The sequence below is a fragment of the Haemophilus parainfluenzae genome (assembly GCF_900638025.1).
GTDB lineage: Bacteria > Pseudomonadota > Gammaproteobacteria > Enterobacterales > Pasteurellaceae > Haemophilus_D > Haemophilus_D parainfluenzae_J.
The window spans coordinates 562,024-580,251 of record NZ_LR134481.1; the positions used below are offsets into that span (position 1 = coordinate 562,024).

Consider the following 18,228-nt stretch of genomic DNA (forward strand, 5'->3'; position numbering starts at 1 on the left):
CCTAAATTTCAGCCCCTAAGCCGATATAAAATTGAATATTTTTGCTGTTATCTTTATCTCGAATTGGTGTGGCGATATCAAACTTAATCGCTCCTACTGGCGATGCCCAACGTACACCAACACCTGCACCGTGGCGTAATTCGGTTGCTTTATAAGAGTTAGCTGCTAAGCCAGAATCGGCAAATACCGCACTCCACCAATTAGGGTAAACCTGATATTGATATTCAAGGCTGCCCGCTAACAGATGTGATCCACCCACTAATTTTCCATCGTGATTTCTAGGTGAAATTTTCTTATAACCATAGCCTCGCACGCTACGATCCCCCCCCGCAAAGAAGCGTAATGCTGGTGGAATTTGACGAATATCTGCTGTATTTAAATAGCCGATCTCCGCACGTGTAATGAAGCGATGATTATCCGCGTAGGTTCTAATCCATGCTGTAGAGGCTTGTACTTTAAAGAAATTAATATCAGATATCCATGCCCGATTGCCTAAATCCACCGTAATTTTTTGGGAATCTCCCCAAGTCGGAAATTGCCCACCTTTTAAACGGGTGCGACTAAAGCCTCCCGTTGGATAAAACAAAAAGGTTTTATCAGCAAAGTCTGCTTGTGTAAAGCTGTCGTAACGGACACGAAGACCCGCAAAATATTGCCAGTTTTTACGGTTATTCCAGTAACGTAGTGCCGCAAAGGTAAGTGCTTTCGTATCTGTATCGTTTTTATTTTCTCTTTCATAACCTGTTGAAAACTCATAGTAATGGTGTAATGGATTTTTCAATAGCGGTATTTTATAAGTGGCTTCAAAGGTTTGTTTGGGTGAAGACACATAAAGGTTCGTGCGTAAACTATGTCCTCGGCTATTCATCCAAGGTTTTGTCCAACCGACTTGGACGTGAGGACCTGTATCAGTGGCAAAACCTACACCCAATTCCACTGCATTTTTCTTGCGTGGATAAAGTAACATTTCAATATCGACTAATTTTTCTTCTTCGCGGACATGAGGCTGTAAAAGTACTGAGCTAAACCAGTTGGTAGAAGAAAAATCGTTAGTTAATTCAGATAAATCGCTGACTAAATAAGGCTCGCCCGATTTAATGTTGAGCATATTGTGCAGATAGTCTTCGCGAATTTGGGAATGGTTGAATGTGATGTTGCCGTAATGATAACGAACGCCACTATCAAATAGCATACGCCACCATGCTTCATGAGTTTCTGGGCTGATTTCTAAGCGAGAAATTAGGAATTTTCCGTCAAGATAACCTCGAGCAAGGGCAAGGTTTGAAATGCTACTTTTATAAGTATTGTATTTTTGATGCTCAACTAACTCGCCTTTTTTGGGTAAGTTTTTACGGAGTGCTGTGAAGTTTTCGTCTTCTGCGGCTTCACCTGTAATTTCAACGTCTGTTCCAGCAATTTTGCTTGGCTCACCTGGAGTGACATTAGCAATGAGCAAATCTCGCTGACCTTTGCGTTTTTTCAATTCAAAGGTCACGGAAGAACCATAATAACCAAAGACTCGAAGCCCTTTATCGACAGCATCTGAAACTAATTGTTTATAACGATCTGAGCCATCCATTTCATCTTTATCAATGAGTTTGACATTCATATCCGTATTACGAATGGCACGTTCACCCTTGATTCCGCGGATCTCAATATCCACGGTTTGTTCTGCAAAGGTTGAAAAACTCATCCATCCAAGCAAAAGTGCGGTTATTTTTAATGATATTTTTTTCATTCTACTGGTAGCTAAACTATTAATAAAATTTTAAATAGATGCCTTAGTTTACCGATAAAATAACAGGATTACCAATGCAATTGTGAACGATAAAAGAATTTTAGACGTGATACTATTTACAGTATTAAGATTCAATAATGTGTGACTTCTTTGGATTGTTGAATTTTCTTAATAATGGGCGTTGCTTTGTCGCTCATTAAAAAATCAAATGTGCTTTGTGGCACGAGAGATTTAATGAGACGCCAATTTTTTTGTTGAATAGCTTGACGTACATTAGAGGCACTAATTGCTCGCCCATCTATTGTTTTGCGATTAACAATAATACATTCTATGCCATGCTCAGGCAGTTTTTGCTGCATGGCTTGGTTATAAATTTGTGTGACATGGCTAAAAGGTTCATCTCCCACGTAGCGACGTTGAATGCCAAGTGTTGCGGCAATGCGAGTAAAGATTTGTAAATCAATAGCAATGTGGCTTTGAATAACTGCATCTTCATCCTTTTGAAAATAGCTTGGGAAAGTAGCTTGACTAATAATATAGGAATCACTGTCATGTAAAACGACATTCGATAAATGAGCTATTCCCACTTGAATTAATTTTTTGCGTACCTCGTAAGGAAAAAAACTGCAATCTTCGCTTAGCATAAAGAGGTGGACTAAATCATTTTCAGCCGCTGCTTTTTCAATAAGATATTGATGTCCTAAAGTAAAAGGATTACAGTTCATGACAAGTGCTGCTATTTTAGGCGATAAACTTTGTGTTTTTTTTATGGCACTTTGTAGTTTGGTGAGATAATGTTGAAAACCATTCCGTTTATTTTCCATAAAAACAATTTGATTTGGGATGCGCACAATCTCTTGAAATCCAAGACTAGAAAAAAACTTTGCTGAACAATATTTAGTATAAAGGAAAAGGTGATTATTACCTTGTTCCATTTGTATATTGATTAAGTGGGTTACGATTTGGTTCATTAACCCTTCACCTTGATGCTCATGAGAAACAGTAAGGCAGCGGAGAGTATTGTTATAGCAGCTGCCAGTGGCGATAATGTTCATTTCATCATCAAACATGGCACAAGTATAATCTAAGTGTCTATCTCGACGAATACCTTCATCAATTAATAGCTGATCAATGGCCGAAAGGCTTGCGGTATCCGTTGGCAAGATTTTTCCAATACTATAGTTCATATGTTTAACCAAAAAGTAACAGGACCATCATTGGTGAGGCTCACTTGCATATCAGCCGCAAATTGTCCGTTGGCAACAGTGACTTTTTCTGCACATTTTTGTGAAAAATACTCATACAATTCGTTAGCCAATGCTGGTGCGGCACCTTTTGAGAAACTTGGTCGTAAGCCTTTTTGCGTGTCTGCGGCTAGGGTGAATTGTGATACTACAAGCACTTCACCACCGATTTGTTGCACATTTAAATTCATTTTGTCATTTTCATCGCTGAAAATACGGTAATTTAATACTTTCTCGGCAAGTTTATCCGCCTTGGCTCGGTCATCTTCTTTTTCTACGCCTAATAAAACCAATAATCCCTTGCCGATTTGCCCCACAATTTGACCTTCAACTTCCACTTTAGCCTGTGTTACACGCTGGATTAATGCAATCATTTTACTTCCTCTAAATTTGTTTGATTCGTTGACCGCACTTCTGCAAGCACTGCGGCTAATTGCGCACCTAATAACACTACTGTCCAGCTGATTTGAATCCACAATAACATGATTGGCAGTGTCGCCATGGCACCATAAATTAATTGATAAGACGGGAAGGTGGTGATGTACCAAGTAAAGGCTTGTTTCCCTAAGGTAAAGAAAATCGCCGCAATTAATGCGCCTGCTGCAGAATGTTTGATGCTCACTTTCTTATTTGGCACGACCATATAAATGAGCGTGAAAATGAACCAAGTAGAAAGAAATGGCACAAAGCTGAGGAGTTTTAAGCCAAAAGAGAGCGTTTCAGATTGCTCGAACATGGCTTTAACATAGGAACTTGCCGCAATGCTCGTACCGATTAAAAGCGGGCCGAGCGTTAAAATGAGCCAATAAATAGCAAATGACGTAAAAATCGGGCGATTACTAGTGTCTTGCCAAATACCATTGAGTGTTCGGTCGATGGAGTTAATGAGCATCAATGCCACTAAAATCAAACTCACAATCCCCACGGCACTCATTTGCTTGGAGTTACGGACGAATTCATCAATATATTGTCCCACAACATCACTCGCGGAAGGAGCGAAATTGGTGAAGATGAATTCTTTCAAGGCACCAGTGACTTCGTTAAAAACGGGAAAAGCAGAGAAAATTGAAAACACCACCATAATTAATGGCACGATAGCGAGCATGGTGCTGTAGGTGAGTGAACCGGCAGCTTGCGTTAATTTATTTTCTTGAGAACGCTGCCAGAATAATGCGAAAAAAGACGTTAAGGTCATTAGAGCAAGCCTCCGCAACAATGTTTAAATTTCTTCCCTGAGCCACAAACACAAGGCTGTTTATTGCTTGGGAGCGGTACAGTGGGATCAACAAAATACCAACGACCATCAATTTTTACAAAAAGAGAATATTCGTGATGCACTTGCGGCTGTTCGTTGCCTTGAAAATGTGCTTTAAATTCAACCGCACTTTGTGTTTTGGTTAAGGTTTCGGCTTTGACAATATCTAAACCGAGCCATTGCGTTTCATCAGCCCAATCTTGCAGAGCTTTTTCATCTAATAAGGTTTGTTGGCTTGGCACAGTGGTTTGCACAATATAAGGAATATTTTTGAGCACAAACGCGGAATAGCGGGAACGCATAAGTTGTTCCGCTGTTTCTGGAAACAGATTGTCTAAGTGAAAGCGTCCGCAACAATCTTCGTAAGAAAGCGAAGATTGGCACGGACAAAGTGCGGTCGTTTTAGCCGACATTTTAGGCTGCCTTTTGTAAATTACGTAATTGTGAATGAATAGAACGTTTAAATGCCGCCGCTAGTTCCTCAAGGGCTAAAGCTTCCTCTAATTCTGCATTGCTTGAAGGGGCAGAAAGTAACGTATTTAAGCGACGAATTGTCCATTCAGGATAAGGACGATGTTGCAAGACGAGTTCATCGCCTTGATGGATTTCTCCTTCCTCGATTACACGAACATACCAACCTGTCCAACCTGACTGACGAATCACCTCTCTTGCATGATCATTTTTGGTATTGTGAGATAAACGTTCGCAAGGTTTACGTGGTTGTGAGACTTCTAAAAGCGTGGTGCCAATTTTGTAGCGATCGCCCACACAGACATTATCTTCATGTAAGCCGGATACCACAAAGTTTTCACCATAAATCGCACTACCGTGAAAATCAAACTTTTCACCAAGTAGCGCGTTTAAAGCAGGGAAAGACACATCAGACATAAAAAATAAGGCTTTATCAACACCACCGTGATGGGCTTTTAAACCTACATCGTTACCTTCTGCACCCAGCGTGTGCACTTTTACCATCGGTACCGGTTTTTTACGGATAGCACTTTCATATGAGCTGCCATCAGGAAACGTTAAAGTTTCTATTTGTCCTGTTTTGATAATAAGAATGTTGGCGTTTGACATCTATTTTTCCCGCTTTTAATTAGTTTTGAGAAATTATACCGTAAAATTACTTAAATTTTGACCGCACTTCGTTTTTTCCTTATCATTCCTCTTAAATAAAACCAACAAAGCAAAGGAATCTTTATGCAATATTCTCTCGCGCGTACCGAACAAGGTCAAACCTTTGGTATTACTGCAAAAATGGCAAACCGCCATGGCTTGATCGCCGGTGCTACAGGGACGGGGAAAACTGTCACACTACGTAAAATGGCAGAGGCGTTCAGTGATGATGGTGTGCCAGTCTTTTTGGTAGACGTAAAAGGCGATTTGTCCGGTTTAGTGAAAGCGGGCACATTCAGTGGCAAAGTGGCAGAACGTATTGAGCAATTTGATTTAGGTGGAGAGAGTTATTTAAATGGCTATCCTGTGTCATTTTGGGATGTATTCGGTGAAACAGGCATCCCACTTCGCACCACAATTTCTGAAATGGGACCATTACTGCTTTCCCGTTTATTGAATTTAAACGCGACCCAAGAAGGCTTATTAAACCTCGTATTCCGTGTGGCAGATGATAAAGGTTTGCTACTCATTGACTTAAAAGATTTACGCGCCATGCTTAAATTTGTGGCAGAGAATGCAAAAACCTTCCAAGTAGAATATGGTAATGTTTCAGCCGCGAGTGTGGGCGCGATTCAACGTGCTTTACTGACCCTTGAAAATGAAGGGGCGACCAATCTTTTTGGTGAGCCGGCATTAAATCTTGAAGATTGGTTACAAACCCGTGATGGTCGTGGTGTGATCAATGTTTTAAATTCTGAAAAATTAATTAATTCCCCAAGAATGTATAGTGCGTTCTTGCTTTGGTTGATGTCTGAATTATTTGAACAATTACCAGAAGTCGGCGATCCGGATAAACCAAAATTTGTGATGTTCTTTGATGAAGCACACTTACTCTTTGATGGCGCACCGAGTGTGTTGGTGGACAAAGTGGAACAAGTGGTTCGCTTGATCCGTTCTAAGGGCGTGGGGATTTATTTTGTGACCCAAAATCCATTAGATTTACCGGATACCGTGTTAGGCCAATTAGGTAACCGCGTACAACATGCGTTACGTGCTTTTACACCACGTGATCAAAAAGCGGTGAAATCTGCAGCAGAAACGTTCCGTTCAAATCCAGCTGTTAATGTGGTGGAAACCATTTCAACTTTAGGTGTGGGTCAAGCATTGATTTCATTTTTAGATGAAAAAGGTATGCCAACGCCAGTTGAAGTGGCTTACGTGTACCCACCTAAAAGCCAACTTGCCCCTATTACTGAAGAAGAGCGAGCTACTTGGGTGAAAGACGATGAGCTTTATGCCTTCTATAAAGATTACGTGGATAATGAGTCAGCTTTCGAGGTATTAAATGCTCAAGCGGATTTAGCCGCAGTGCAACAAAAACAAGCCGAGCAAGCTCAGCAAGAGGAAGAAAGCGGTTTATTTGGTAGCTTAAGCCGTATGATTTTTGGAACACAAAAACGCGGGGACAAACTTTCTCCGACAGAACAAATTGTGAATAGCGTGGCAAAATCAGTTGGTCGCAATATTCGTAATGAAGTGACCAAACAAATCATGCGTGGTATTCTAGGTGCATTGAAAAAATAACGAAAATTTGACCGCACTTTGCGGCAAGAATGATAAAAAGGAGATTGTTATGTCTGATGTATTTCACTTAAACCTAACTAAAGCACAACTGAAAGGTGCCACATTAGCTATCGTGCCGGGTGATCCTGCGCGTAGTGAACGTATTGCTAAAAAGCTTGAGAACCCAGAGTTTCTTGCAAGCACACGTGAATACACTTCTTGGTTAGGCTATTTAAATGGTCAACCGGTAGTCGTATGTTCAACCGGTATTGGCGGCCCTTCTACGTCTATCTGTGTGGAAGAGCTGGCTCAGCTTGGTGTGCGTACATTCTTACGTATCGGTACAACAGGCGCAATTCAACCACATATCAATGTAGGTGATGTTCTTGTTACAACGGGTGCTGTTCGTCTTGATGGTGCAAGCCGTCATTTTGCCCCAATTGAATATCCAGCGGTAGCAAATTTTGAATGTACCACGGCACTTTTCAATGCGGCTAAAGAAAAAGGTATTGAGCCATTTGTAGGGATTACCGCGTCTTCTGATACCTTCTATCCAGGTCAGGAACGTTATGATACTTACAGTGGTAAAGTATATCGTGACTACCAAGGCTTATTAAAACAATGGCAAGATCTCAATGTGATGAACTATGAGATGGAATCAGCCACATTATTTACGATGTGTAATGCCCTTGGCTTACGAGCTGGTATGGTAGCAGGTGTGATTGTGAATCGTACACAACAAGAAATTCCAAATGAAGCGACCATGAAAGATACGGAAGATAAAGCAATATCTGTCGTGGTGGAAGCAGCAAGAAAATTGTTAGCGTAATATGTAAAAGGCGTTTTAATAAAAACGCCTTTATTTTTTCATCATATAAAAACAAATGAATTCTGCTCGATTCTAAAAAAAATTTTATCTCAATATTCAATTTTTTCTCAAAATGCTACAAAAATGTGATGCACGTCACAAAATACACTTTCCTTTTCCATTAAAATTTTAAACCGTATTTTTACTAGAAAGGATTCATTATGAGCAGTACAACAAATCTTTCATCAAGAATGAATGGTATGAATAGTCGTTATTCAACCGAAATTAAAAGTAAATATTTAAAATATCAGCTTCATTCTCTGATCGGTGTTTTTATTGGTTATATGTGTTACTACATAGTCCGTAATAACTTCGTATTATCCACTCCCTATTTAGCAGAAAAACTAGAACTTTCTAAGACGCAAATTGGTTTGCTCACCTCATCTTTACTTATTACGTACGGGTGTAGCAAAGGTGCAATGAGTATCTTAGCAGATAAAGCGAACCCTCGCTACTTTATGGCTTTAGGGCTTCTTCTTTGTATTCTTATTAATATTATGATGGGGTTCTCAACAAGCTTCTATTTATTCGTAGGATTAGTCATTTTATTAGGGGTATTCCAGGGGATGGGGGTCGGTCCTTCAATTATTACCGTTGGGTATTGGTATCCACGTAGTCAGCGTGGGCGCGCAAGTACAACCTGGAATGTATCACATAATTTAGGTGGTGGTATTGTTGCGCCTATTGTAGGTGCTAGCCTTGCTTATCTCGGTTCTGAACAATGGGAAATCTCGACTTATGTTGTACCAAGTATCATTGCCTTAATAGGTGTTTTCCTTGTGTTATTTTTTGTAAAACGCCGTCCTGCTGAAGAAGAACTACCAACTGTTGAGGAAATGTATAACGAAGAAACGGTTAATACAAAATTAAAAGGTCATTTATCTGAAAAACCAGAAAACATGACTGCATTCCAAATTTTTTATCAATTTGTCGTTAAAAACCCTAATTCTTGGTATCTTGTTGGTGTTGATATTTTCACCTACATGGTTCGTTTTGGTATGTTAACTTGGATTCCACTTTATCTTCTTAAAGAAAAAGGCCTTACTAAAACAGATATGGGCGCTGCATTTATGATTTTTGAATGGGCAGCTATTCCATCGACGCTCATTGCCGGATGGTTAATTGATAAATTTTTCCGTGGAAAAATTATGTATTTACCAATGATTTGTATGACAATTGTTTTCTTCTGTGTATTTGGTTACATGAACTCAGAATCCATTTTTGCCATTATTTTATTCTCTGCAATCGTTGGCTGTTTGGTCTATATTCCTCAATCCATGGTTGCAGTACAAGCAATGGAAGTTATTCCTAGTTTTGCATTAGGATCTGCAGTAGGGTTACGTGGATTTATGAGTTATATTGTTGGTTCTACATTCGGTACAACATTGTTTGGTTTTGTTGTAGATAAATTTGGTTGGAGTAGTGGATTCTATACCATCATGTGTGGTGCGGTGATGTGTTTTATTTTCTGCTATTTATCTCACCGTGGCTTGCAAAAAATTCTTAATACATAATAAATAAAAAAGGCGTTTTGAATTAAAACGCCTTTTTTAGTGAGCCTTAACTATTTGCCCTTGCAAAAGCAGCCGCTTCAGCGATTAATTGGTCATCAGGTCGAACCCCAGTGTAGCGCTCAAATTGTTCGACAGCTTGTAGCACAATCACTTCTGCACCAGAAATGGTTTGTTTACCTTGCTGTTGAGCAAATTGGATAAACGGTGTTTCAGCAGGAATCGCCACCACATCAAAAGCGGTTTGAGCTTGTTGAATAAGATTTTCAGGAAAGGCGAGATCAAATTCTTCTTTTCCATCCTTCATCCCAATTGGCGTAACGTTGACTAAAATGTCTGCCGATTGATTATCTAAAGATGAGGTATATTCATAGCCATAAAGTGCGGCTAAATTTTTACCTGTTTTTTCATTTCGAGCAAAAATTTTCAGATGCTCAAATCCACTGTTTTTAAAGGCTGCGACAACCGCTTTCGCCATACCGCCACTGCCTCGTACAATCACGCGACTATTTTTATCTAATTGATATTCTTGGATAAGTTTAACAATCGCAATATAATCGGTATTGTAAGCACGAAGAAAGCCTTGCTCATTCACAATAGTATTCACAGACTGAATGGCTTGTGCAGAAGGGGATATTTCATCTAAAAATGGCATGCAGCTTTCTTTAAAAGGCATTGAAACCGCACAACCTCGAATACCAAGTGCACGAATGCCTTTGATCGCATTTTCAATATCTGTAGTGGTAAAGGCTTTGTAGATAAAATTAAGTCCTAGTTTTTGATAGAGATAATTATGAAATGTGGTACCAAAATTACCTGGTCTGCCAGAAAGAGACATGCAAAGCAGGGTGTCTTTATTTATCATTCGGATATCCTTAGATATTTAAATTCATATCATCAGCAGTAAAATATTGATTCATTTCAAAAGCAGGTTTAGCATCTTTATCTTTACCGATAATTCGTGCGGGTACACCCGCAGCAGTAGCACATTCAGGCACGGGTTGAAGTACGACAGAGTTGGCGCCTATTTTGGCATATTTGCCCACTTCGATATTACCGAGAATTTTCGCTCCCGCCCCAATCATTACGCCTTCTCGTACTTTTGGATGGCGATCGCCTGATTCTTTACCTGTACCGCCAAGTGTGACACCTTGCAAGATAGACACATCATTTTCAATCACTGAAGTTTCGCCGACGACAATACCGGTAGCGTGGTCAAACATAATGCCGTGCCCAATTTTAGCCGCAGGGTGAATATCCACATCGAAAGCTACGGAAATCTGATTTTGTAAATAAAGTGCGAGTGCTTTTCGATTTTGATTCCACAAATAATGGGTAATACGATAGCTTTGAATGGCGTGAAAACCTTTTAGATAAAGCAATGGGGTAGACCACAATTCCACAGCGGGATCGCGGTGGCGCACAGCTTTAATATCACAAGCAGCACAATCAATGATATTAGGCTCGGCTTGATAGGCTTCTTCAATAATTTCACGCAGCGAAATTGCTGGCATGATAGGGTTAGCCAGTTTATTCGCAAGCAAATAACTCAAAGCGCTGCCGAGATTTTGATGCTTTAAAATGGTGGAATGGAAAAAGCTTGCGAGCATAGGCTCGCATTCTGCTAGTTCTTTTGCCTCTTGGCGAATGTGTTGCCATACTTCTAGTGTCATTTTTTCTCCTTATTCGCCTTTTCGTGCACGACCCAATAAGCTTAATGCGACGTCTTGTGCACTTTTACCACAAAAGAGCATTTGGTAAATTTGCTCTGTAATTGGCATTTCTACGCCTTGTCGTTGTGCTAATAAATAAGTTTCTTTGGTGTTATAAAACCCTTCCACGACTTGACCAATTTCATCCATAGCTTGTTGGCTATCGGTACCTTTACCAAGCATTAAACCAAATCGACGGTTACGGGATTGGTTATCGGTACAAGTGAGCACTAAATCTCCTAAACCAGACATACCCATAAAGGTTTGTGCATTTGCGCCCATTGCTACGCCCAAGCGAGTAATTTCCGCAATACCACGGGTAATCAATGCGGTTCTCGCATTGGCACCAAATCCCATACCATCCGAAATACCCGCCCCTATCGCAATCACGTTTTTAATGGCACCACCTAATTGAACGCCGATTATATCTTGATTTACATATACCCGAAAATGCTGACTGCAATGAATTCGCGCTTGTAATTCTAAGGCAAACTTTTCATGACTAGAGGCAAGGGTAATCGCCGTTGGCAAACCTTGAGCCAATTCTTTCGCAAAAGTAGGACCTGAAAGCACCGCTGTCGGAATTGCTTTACCTAAGGTTTCTTCCACTACTTCTTGTAGTAATCGGCCGGTGTTGCGTTCTAATCCTTTGGTAGCCCAAATTAAACGATGATCAGGTTTTAAGTGCGGTCGAATTTTTAAGAGAATTTCGCCGAAAGCGTGACTTGGTACCACAATTAAAATGTCTTTCGATTGCTCAAGGGCAGTTTTCAAATCTAATTCTAAATACAAACTTTCAGGAAATTTAATATCAGGCAGAAAGCGACGATTTTGACGTTCCTGTTGCATTTGATGAATATGATCGGGATTGTGCCCCCAAAGATAGGTTGGCGAACCATTACGAGAAAATGAGATAGCGAGTGCTGTTCCATAAGAACCGCAACCAAGAATAGTAATTGGAGATTGGGATGTATTCATTTCAATCACCTTAAAAAAATAAAAGGGCAGACCATATCGCCTGCCCTTATCAAAATTAATGTTGGGTTTCTGGATTTTCTTCTACTTCGGCTGCAGCTTGCTGCTTATTCATGTATTCAATGAATAACGCATCGAAGTTTACCGGAGAAAGGTTTAATGCTGGGAATGTTCCGCGGTTGACTAAGTTAGAAATTAGTTCGCGCGCATAAGGGAAAAGCATATTTGGGCATTGAGATGTTAAGCAGTGCGCCATTTGAACATCTTCTAAACCGCTGATTGTAAATACACCAGATTGTTTCACTTCACAAATAAACGCTACATCACCAGAATCTTCCATGGTCGTTTCTACGTTGATGTTTAACGTTACTTCGTATAAATCTTCGCCCACTTGAACGGCTTCAGTGCTTAAATCAAAGCCAAGTTTTGGTTTCCATTCTTGGTGGAAAATATGAGGAAGATTTGGTGCTTCAAAAGAAACATCTTTTACATAAATACGTTGAATTTGAAGTACGGCTTCTTGTTGTTCTTCAGAGGCTACTTCAGGTTGTTGATTTTGTTCAGACATAGAGGATCCTTACTTATGTTTTTTTACTAATGGTAAATTTGCACCAGACCAAGCCGTTAAACCGTCTTTTAATACATAGACTTTTTCAAAGCCTTGTTTGGTTAAAAGCTCTGCAGATGTGGAAGAAGAAACACCGTTGATATCCACAATGATAACGGGCTTTCCTTTGTAATGTTCAATTTTTCCTACATTTTGATTTTTAATTTCTGTCGGAAGCAAGTTTACACTGTTAATAATATGACCACCTCGGAATTCATCGATAGGACGTAAGTCAATCACAACCGCCTCTTCGTCGTTTATTAAGCGAACGGCTTCTGGATTAGTGATGACGCGATATTTTTGTGTTGCACTTTTAAAAAAGGTGAAAAGTGTCATAAAAAGGACAGCAAACCATGCGATTGTTAAAAAAGTGTGTTTTTGAGCAAATTCAATTGCTTGAGGCATAAATTCTTGCATGTTGTTCTCAACTTAATTTTTGATAATGAATAAGAGTTTATCTTCAGATGAAATAAAGATTTAAGTATAACCGTACTTTGGTTATCTTTCAAAAAAATTCTCAAGTAAACGCAGGGGTGGCGAAAGCTTATACAATCATATGGCTAAAAATGTGATCGGGATCATAAATAGGTTATCTTGGTATTTATTCTCTACCTAATTAGGTAGAGAATGCCGATACTTTAATGAGTTAGTTCAAGGGGAATAAAATGAAATTCAAAAAATTAACCGCACTTATGATGGTTGGATTAGGTTTTTCTGTAGCACAAGCAGCAGAATTACCTAATATTACAATTTTAGCGACAGGCGGCACCATTGCCGGAAGTGGTGAAACTGCAGTTTCTTCTACTTATAAAGCAGGACAACTCAATATTGAGGCATTAATTGATGCAGTGCCTGAAATTAAGCAGCTAGCCAATGTAAAAGGTGAGCAAATTGTAAAAATTGGTTCACAGGATATGAGTGATGAGGTGTGGTTGAAATTAGCTAAAGCGATTAATACACAATGTAAAGACACCGATGGTTTTGTGATTACTCATGGTACAGATACGATGGAAGAAACCGCTTATTTTCTTGATCTGACTGCGAAATGTGAAAAACCGATCGTGTTGGTCGGTGCGATGCGTCCAGCAACAGAAAAAAGTGCGGATGGTCCATTAAATCTTTATAATGCTGTCGTGGTGGCATCTGATAAAAAATCAGCTGGCCGCGGCGTATTAGTAGCGATGAATGATGAAGTATTAGGGGCGCGAGATGTAACTAAAATGAGCACCACTGCTGTACAGACGTTTCATTCACCAAACTATGGCACGCTAGGCTATATTCACAATAGCAAAGTGGATTACGAGCGTTCGCCTGAAAGTAAACATACCGTAAACACACCGTTTAACATAGATAAATTAGACAGTTTACCGCAAGTTGGCATTGTTTATGCTTATTCTAATGCACCAATTGAACCGTTAAATTCATTATTGGATGCAGGCTATCAAGGTATTGTTTCAGCGGGTGTAGGTAATGGTAACGTGAATGCCGCACACTTAAAACGTTTAGAAAAAGCGGCGAAAGATGGTGTTGCAGTGGTACGTTCTTCCCGTGTGCCCACCGGTTATACAACACGTGATGCTGAAGTAGATGATTCTAAATATGGTTTTGTTGCTGCTGGTACGTTAAATCCGCAAAAAGCGAGGGTGTTGTTGCAACTTGCTTTAACGAAGACTAAAGATCCAAAAGTGATTCAGCAATATTTTGAAGATTTCTAATTTAGCAACATAAAATGTGTGGAAAATAATTGCACATTTCTATGCAAGATATTGAAATTTTTTGATCTAAATTATGGAATGCGTACCTATTTATTGTTATATTTACGTACGTTTTATTATATGACAACGATTTTTTATTGACTTAGGGGGTCAGTATGTCTGCAATGTTTTTATTGCAATTTGCCATTGTGCTATTGTGTATTTTAGTGGGCGCTCGCGTCGGAGGTATTGGTTTAGGAGTATTTGGTGGTTTAGGACTGGCCATTCTCTCGTTCGGTTTTGGTTTAAAACCCGCAGGCTTACCAATTGATGTGATGTTTATGATTATGGCTGTAGTTTCAGCGGCAGCTGCAATGCAAGCTGCGGGTGGTTTAAATTATATGATTAAAATTGCGACTAAAATTTTACGTCGTAATCCTAAACATATTACTTTTATTGCGCCAGCCGTGACGTGGTTATTTACATTTTTGGCGGGTACTGGTCATGTTGCTTATTCTGTTTTACCGGTTATTGCGGAAGTCAGCCGTCAAAATGGCATCCGTCCTGAACGTCCACTTTCAATGGCTGTGATTGCTTCTCAGTTTGCAATTGTTGCAAGTCCTATTGCTGCAGCAGTGGTGGCAGTCGTTGCTTATCTTGAACCTCAAGGTATTCATCTTGGTGATGTGTTGATGATTACTATTCCAGCGACTATTTTAGGTCTTTTCTTAGCTTGTATCTTTGTTAACAAAATAGGGAAAGAACTTAAAGATGATCCAGAATATCAACGTCGCTTAAAAGATCCGAAATATGCTGATGCATTCAATTCAACAACCGATACAAACGAATTTGAAGTGAGTAAAACAGCTAAAATCTCTCTTTCCTTATTCTTATGTGGTGCTTTACTCGTTGTGTTAATGGGTGCAGTGCCTTCTTTACGTCCAGTATTTGATGGTAAACCGATGGGGATGGCTCATACGATTGAAATCATTATGCTATCTATTGGGGCATTAATTATCTTTACTTGTAAACCGGATGGCACAGAAATAACTAAAGGTTCCGTATTCCATGCGGGCATGCGTGCCGTTATAGCCATTTTTGGTATTGCTTGGTTAGGTGATACGTTGATGCAGGCACATATGGTAGAAGTAAAAGAAATGGTGAAAGGCTTAGTGGAAACTGCACCATGGACATTTGCTTTAGCGCTATTCGTGTTATCTGTTTTAGTTAATAGCCAAGGCGCAACAGTAGCAACATTATTCCCACTTGGTATTGCATTAGGTATTCCTGCGCCTGTCTTAATTGGGGTATTTGTTGCAGTAAATGGTTACTTCTTTGTGCCTAATTATGGTCCTATTATTGCGTCAATTGATTTTGATACAACGGGTACAACTAAAATTGGTAAATATATTTTCAATCATAGTTTTATGTTACCAGGGCTATTAAGTATGGTCTTTAGTCTAGTTATTGGTTTATTACTTGCAAATGTTTTATTATAAAATTTATAGCTAGCTAAAACGGTGCATATTGTTTTATGCACCGTTTTTTATTTTTTTATGAAACTTATTAATCAGATTTTGTTCTAATAAGTATTCTATTTTTATAAGGAAAACCAATGAAATTATTTAAAATCCTTTTTGCTGCATTAATTGCTTATGTGCCAACAGCATGGTCTGCGGCGGATTACAATATTAAATACAGCTCAAATTATTTAATGCCCGCTTATGTGCATTTTAAGGCTGATGGTTCACAATATTCAGTCAATGCGAAAATTAATATTCCGTTGTACAACATTGTGTTTACTTCTCGTGGTTCACAAACTTCGAGCCAATTTAAAATGGTGAATTATCAAGATGTACGTAATGGTAAGTCTTATGCTATTTCTAAAATTTCGCCAACAATAATTGAATACGGTAAAGTGAAAAATGGATTAGAAACCGAGCCGTTAAAATTACCAACTTTTGATTTATTCACCATGGCATTTCAGTTGAGTTATTACGATAAATTGCCAACCAGCTTCCAAATTACAAATGGTAAAAAACTTTACCCAATGGAAAATGTGAATGTGAAGAAAGTAGAAAAACAGATCCAATATAATAAGCAAACTGTGACGGAAATCACTTATTCATTTAAAACAGGTAATAAGGATATTATGGTGAAGAAATTCTCAGGTGAACAATTTCCACGTTATATCAAATACACCAGAGATGGTGATGATTATGAGTTAGAGTTTGATGAGTTTGTTAAATAACATCAGATGAGAAAAAGAAGCCACGAAAGATTGCGTGGCTTTTTATTTTATAGCTTATTGTGCATACATAAATACTTGAACGAGAAGAAGTATCGATGAGATAACAAACTGACAGCCTACGATCGGCATGACAAATTTCAACCATTTGTTGAATGGAATACCAAGCATTTGTAGCGTGACAAGGACTAATCCTGTCGGTGCGAGGAACAACATAATATATTGTCCCCAGTTGTAAGCCGATACAACAATGTCTCTCGGGATGCCAACGGTATCAGCCAGCGGAGCCATAATTGGCATGGCGAGTACGGCAAGACCTGAAGATGAAGGTACAACTAACCCTAAGAAAATGAAGACCAAGAGCTGACCAATAATAAAGACGCCACCATTCATTCCACCGACAAGATGTGTCATATAATCGAGAATCGTGTCTGAAATCATTCCTTGTTCCAGAATGATATTGACTGCTCGAGCGAGTCCGATAATCAATGCGACGCCGACTAATTCAGAGGCACCATGAGTAAACCCATTTACGACATCTTTTTCAGGCAATCCGCTGATGAACATAATAATAATGGTTATGGCTAGGAAGGAAGCCGCCATTTGAGGAAACCACCAGCCCCCAAACATAACACCCCATACCATGAGAGGAAAGGCGCCACTAAATAGAATCAGAATCAGTTTTCTTCTAAAGGTAAATTCAACGGTTGCATTGGGATCGATATCTTTCATATAGAGATCATAGAAGGCTTGGCGATCGTCATACGTATAAGAAAATTCAGGATTGGCACGCAGTTTTTTACAATACCAATACATGTAAGCAATCACACACGCACCACCAAGAATAAGTCCCAATGTACGAAATCCCATTCCTTCCGTGAATGGAATACCCGCAGCATTTGAGGCAATGACAACGGAGAAGGGATTGATTGTAGAGAATGCCGTTCCCATTGAGGCGGCGAGGAATATGGCACCAACACAGACAATGGAATCATAGCCTAAGGCTAAAAAGACAGGAACAAGAATTGGGTAGAAGGCTACTGCTTCTTCCTCAATGCCACAAGCCGTACCGCCTAACAGCATTAACACACAGACAGCAAAGACAACGGAGAATTCATTTCCTTTCGTTTTTTTGGTGAGAGACATTAATCCGGCATTGAATGCTCCTGTTTTGTTTATCACACCAATCATTCCACCGAGTATGAAGATAAAAATCATAATATCCGCGACTTCAATGGTGCCATCCACCATGGCGTGAATCATATCTGTAATGCCTTTTTCGTGTTGTTCAATGCGTTGATAGGTATCGGGGATAGCAATCGGCTTTTTGATAATGCCGTTGGTGAAATGAGAAAGTTGAATTTTGATATTGAGTTGATTAAGCGTTTGTTCTGTTGCTGGATAGCTTTGATCGGGAATTCCGTGGGTTTTGACAATAAAATGATGTTCGGTGTTGTCGTAGGAAAGTTTAGAGTAGGACCCTGAGGGAATAAGCCAAGTAAGACCAATAGCAATAAGAAGAATAATAAAGAGAATGCTAAATGCAGAAGGGAACTTCATCTTTTTCTTTGATGTTTCCATTATGGAGAACTCCTAGTGTTCGGATTAGTGGATAAGCCGAGCGCGTATTCTACATAAAAAGAACCTCAAAGCAAAGAGTGGTTTTTTATAAAAACAATAATATCAGGGTGAGC

The 18,228-nt window shown here is 39.4% G+C and carries 18 protein-coding genes; 6 read left to right on the forward strand and 12 right to left on the reverse strand.

Annotated elements, in window-relative coordinates:
• Position 1: 1 nt before the first annotated feature.
• The 6 genes from EL215_RS02780 to EL215_RS02805 all read right to left on the reverse strand — a co-directional run bounded on the left by EL215_RS02780 (position 2) and on the right by EL215_RS02805 (position 5,317).
• On the reverse strand, positions 2-1,738 hold the full coding sequence (locus EL215_RS02780; RefSeq protein ID WP_126470057.1) for an autotransporter assembly complex protein TamA: 1,737 nt from the start codon (positions 1,736-1,738) through the stop codon (positions 2-4).
• A gap of 131 nt (positions 1,739-1,869) precedes the next feature.
• Positions 1,870-2,925, reverse strand: a complete 1,056-nt coding sequence (citC, locus tag EL215_RS02785; RefSeq protein ID WP_126470059.1) for a [citrate (pro-3S)-lyase] ligase — start codon at positions 2,923-2,925, stop codon at positions 1,870-1,872.
• Positions 2,922-3,356 (reverse strand): D-aminoacyl-tRNA deacylase, encoded by a 435-nt coding sequence (dtd, locus tag EL215_RS02790; protein WP_126470061.1) that lies wholly within the window; start codon positions 3,354-3,356, stop codon positions 2,922-2,924. The genes citC and dtd overlap by 4 nt, the downstream gene beginning before the upstream one ends.
• Positions 3,353-4,177, reverse strand: a complete 825-nt coding sequence (locus EL215_RS02795) for a virulence factor BrkB family protein (RefSeq protein ID WP_126470063.1) — start codon at positions 4,175-4,177, stop codon at positions 3,353-3,355. Before EL215_RS02795 ends, dtd begins: the two co-directional genes overlap by 4 nt.
• Positions 4,177-4,650: a YchJ family protein gene (locus tag EL215_RS02800; protein ID WP_126470065.1), complete on the reverse strand. Its 474-nt coding sequence runs from the start codon at positions 4,648-4,650 to the stop codon at positions 4,177-4,179. The genes EL215_RS02795 and EL215_RS02800 overlap by 1 nt, the downstream gene beginning before the upstream one ends.
• A 1-nt stretch (position 4,651) precedes the next feature.
• Positions 4,652-5,317: an MOSC domain-containing protein gene (locus EL215_RS02805; RefSeq protein ID WP_126470067.1), complete on the reverse strand. Its 666-nt coding sequence runs from the start codon at positions 5,315-5,317 to the stop codon at positions 4,652-4,654.
• Between the two features lie 123 nt (positions 5,318-5,440).
• Here EL215_RS02805 and EL215_RS02810 point away from each other — a divergent pair, with 123 nt between their 5' ends.
• The 3 genes from EL215_RS02810 (at position 5,441) to EL215_RS02820 (ending at position 9,301) form a co-directional block, all read left to right on the forward strand.
• Positions 5,441-6,940, forward strand: a complete 1,500-nt coding sequence (locus tag EL215_RS02810) for a helicase HerA-like C-terminal domain-containing protein (RefSeq protein WP_049355625.1) — start codon at positions 5,441-5,443, stop codon at positions 6,938-6,940.
• Between the two features lie 49 nt (positions 6,941-6,989).
• Positions 6,990-7,748 (forward strand): uridine phosphorylase, encoded by a 759-nt coding sequence (gene udp, locus EL215_RS02815; protein WP_049355626.1) that lies wholly within the window; start codon positions 6,990-6,992, stop codon positions 7,746-7,748.
• Positions 7,749-7,948: 200 nt separating this feature from the next.
• Complete coding sequence (locus EL215_RS02820; protein WP_049355627.1) at positions 7,949-9,301, forward strand: MFS transporter; 1,353 nt, start codon at positions 7,949-7,951, stop codon at positions 9,299-9,301.
• A gap of 46 nt (positions 9,302-9,347) precedes the next feature.
• Here the strand turns inward: EL215_RS02820 and EL215_RS02825 are convergent, their stop codons facing one another.
• Genes EL215_RS02825 through EL215_RS02845 form a run of 5 tightly spaced genes read right to left on the reverse strand, consistent with a single transcriptional unit; the run spans position 9,348 to position 13,009 of the window.
• Positions 9,348-10,163 carry a shikimate 5-dehydrogenase gene (locus tag EL215_RS02825; protein ID WP_049355628.1) on the reverse strand — a complete coding sequence of 272 codons (816 nt, stop codon included), beginning with the start codon at positions 10,161-10,163 and terminating at the stop codon, positions 9,348-9,350.
• 10 nt (positions 10,164-10,173) lie between these two features.
• Positions 10,174-10,971: a serine O-acetyltransferase gene (gene cysE, locus EL215_RS02830; protein ID WP_049355629.1), complete on the reverse strand. Its 798-nt coding sequence runs from the start codon at positions 10,969-10,971 to the stop codon at positions 10,174-10,176.
• A gap of 9 nt (positions 10,972-10,980) precedes the next feature.
• On the reverse strand, positions 10,981-11,988 hold the full coding sequence (gene gpsA / locus EL215_RS02835) for an NAD(P)H-dependent glycerol-3-phosphate dehydrogenase (RefSeq protein ID WP_126470069.1): 1,008 nt from the start codon (positions 11,986-11,988) through the stop codon (positions 10,981-10,983).
• A gap of 55 nt (positions 11,989-12,043) precedes the next feature.
• Entirely contained in the window at positions 12,044-12,553 is a 510-nt protein-coding gene (gene secB / locus EL215_RS02840) for a protein-export chaperone SecB (protein ID WP_049355631.1), read from the reverse strand.
• 9 nt (positions 12,554-12,562) lie between these two features.
• Positions 12,563-13,009, reverse strand: a complete 447-nt coding sequence (locus EL215_RS02845; RefSeq protein WP_049355632.1) for a rhodanese-like domain-containing protein — start codon at positions 13,007-13,009, stop codon at positions 12,563-12,565.
• Between the two features lie 248 nt (positions 13,010-13,257).
• Between EL215_RS02845 and ansB the strand changes: the two genes are divergently transcribed.
• The 3 genes from ansB (at position 13,258) to EL215_RS02860 (ending at position 16,537) form a co-directional block, all read left to right on the forward strand.
• Positions 13,258-14,307 (forward strand): L-asparaginase 2, encoded by a 1,050-nt coding sequence (gene ansB / locus EL215_RS02850; RefSeq protein ID WP_126470071.1) that lies wholly within the window; start codon positions 13,258-13,260, stop codon positions 14,305-14,307.
• 155 nt (positions 14,308-14,462) lie between these two features.
• A complete protein-coding gene (locus EL215_RS02855; protein WP_049355634.1) occupies positions 14,463-15,785 on the forward strand; it encodes an anaerobic C4-dicarboxylate transporter in 1,323 nt (440 codons plus the stop codon).
• 116 nt (positions 15,786-15,901) lie between these two features.
• Positions 15,902-16,537 carry a hypothetical protein gene (locus tag EL215_RS02860; protein WP_126470073.1) on the forward strand — a complete coding sequence of 212 codons (636 nt, stop codon included), beginning with the start codon at positions 15,902-15,904 and terminating at the stop codon, positions 16,535-16,537.
• 54 nt (positions 16,538-16,591) lie between these two features.
• Here EL215_RS02860 and EL215_RS02865 read toward each other — a convergent pair whose 3' ends face one another.
• Positions 16,592-18,115: a YfcC family protein gene (locus tag EL215_RS02865; RefSeq protein WP_126470075.1), complete on the reverse strand. Its 1,524-nt coding sequence runs from the start codon at positions 18,113-18,115 to the stop codon at positions 16,592-16,594.
• Positions 18,116-18,228: the final 113 nt, after the last annotated feature.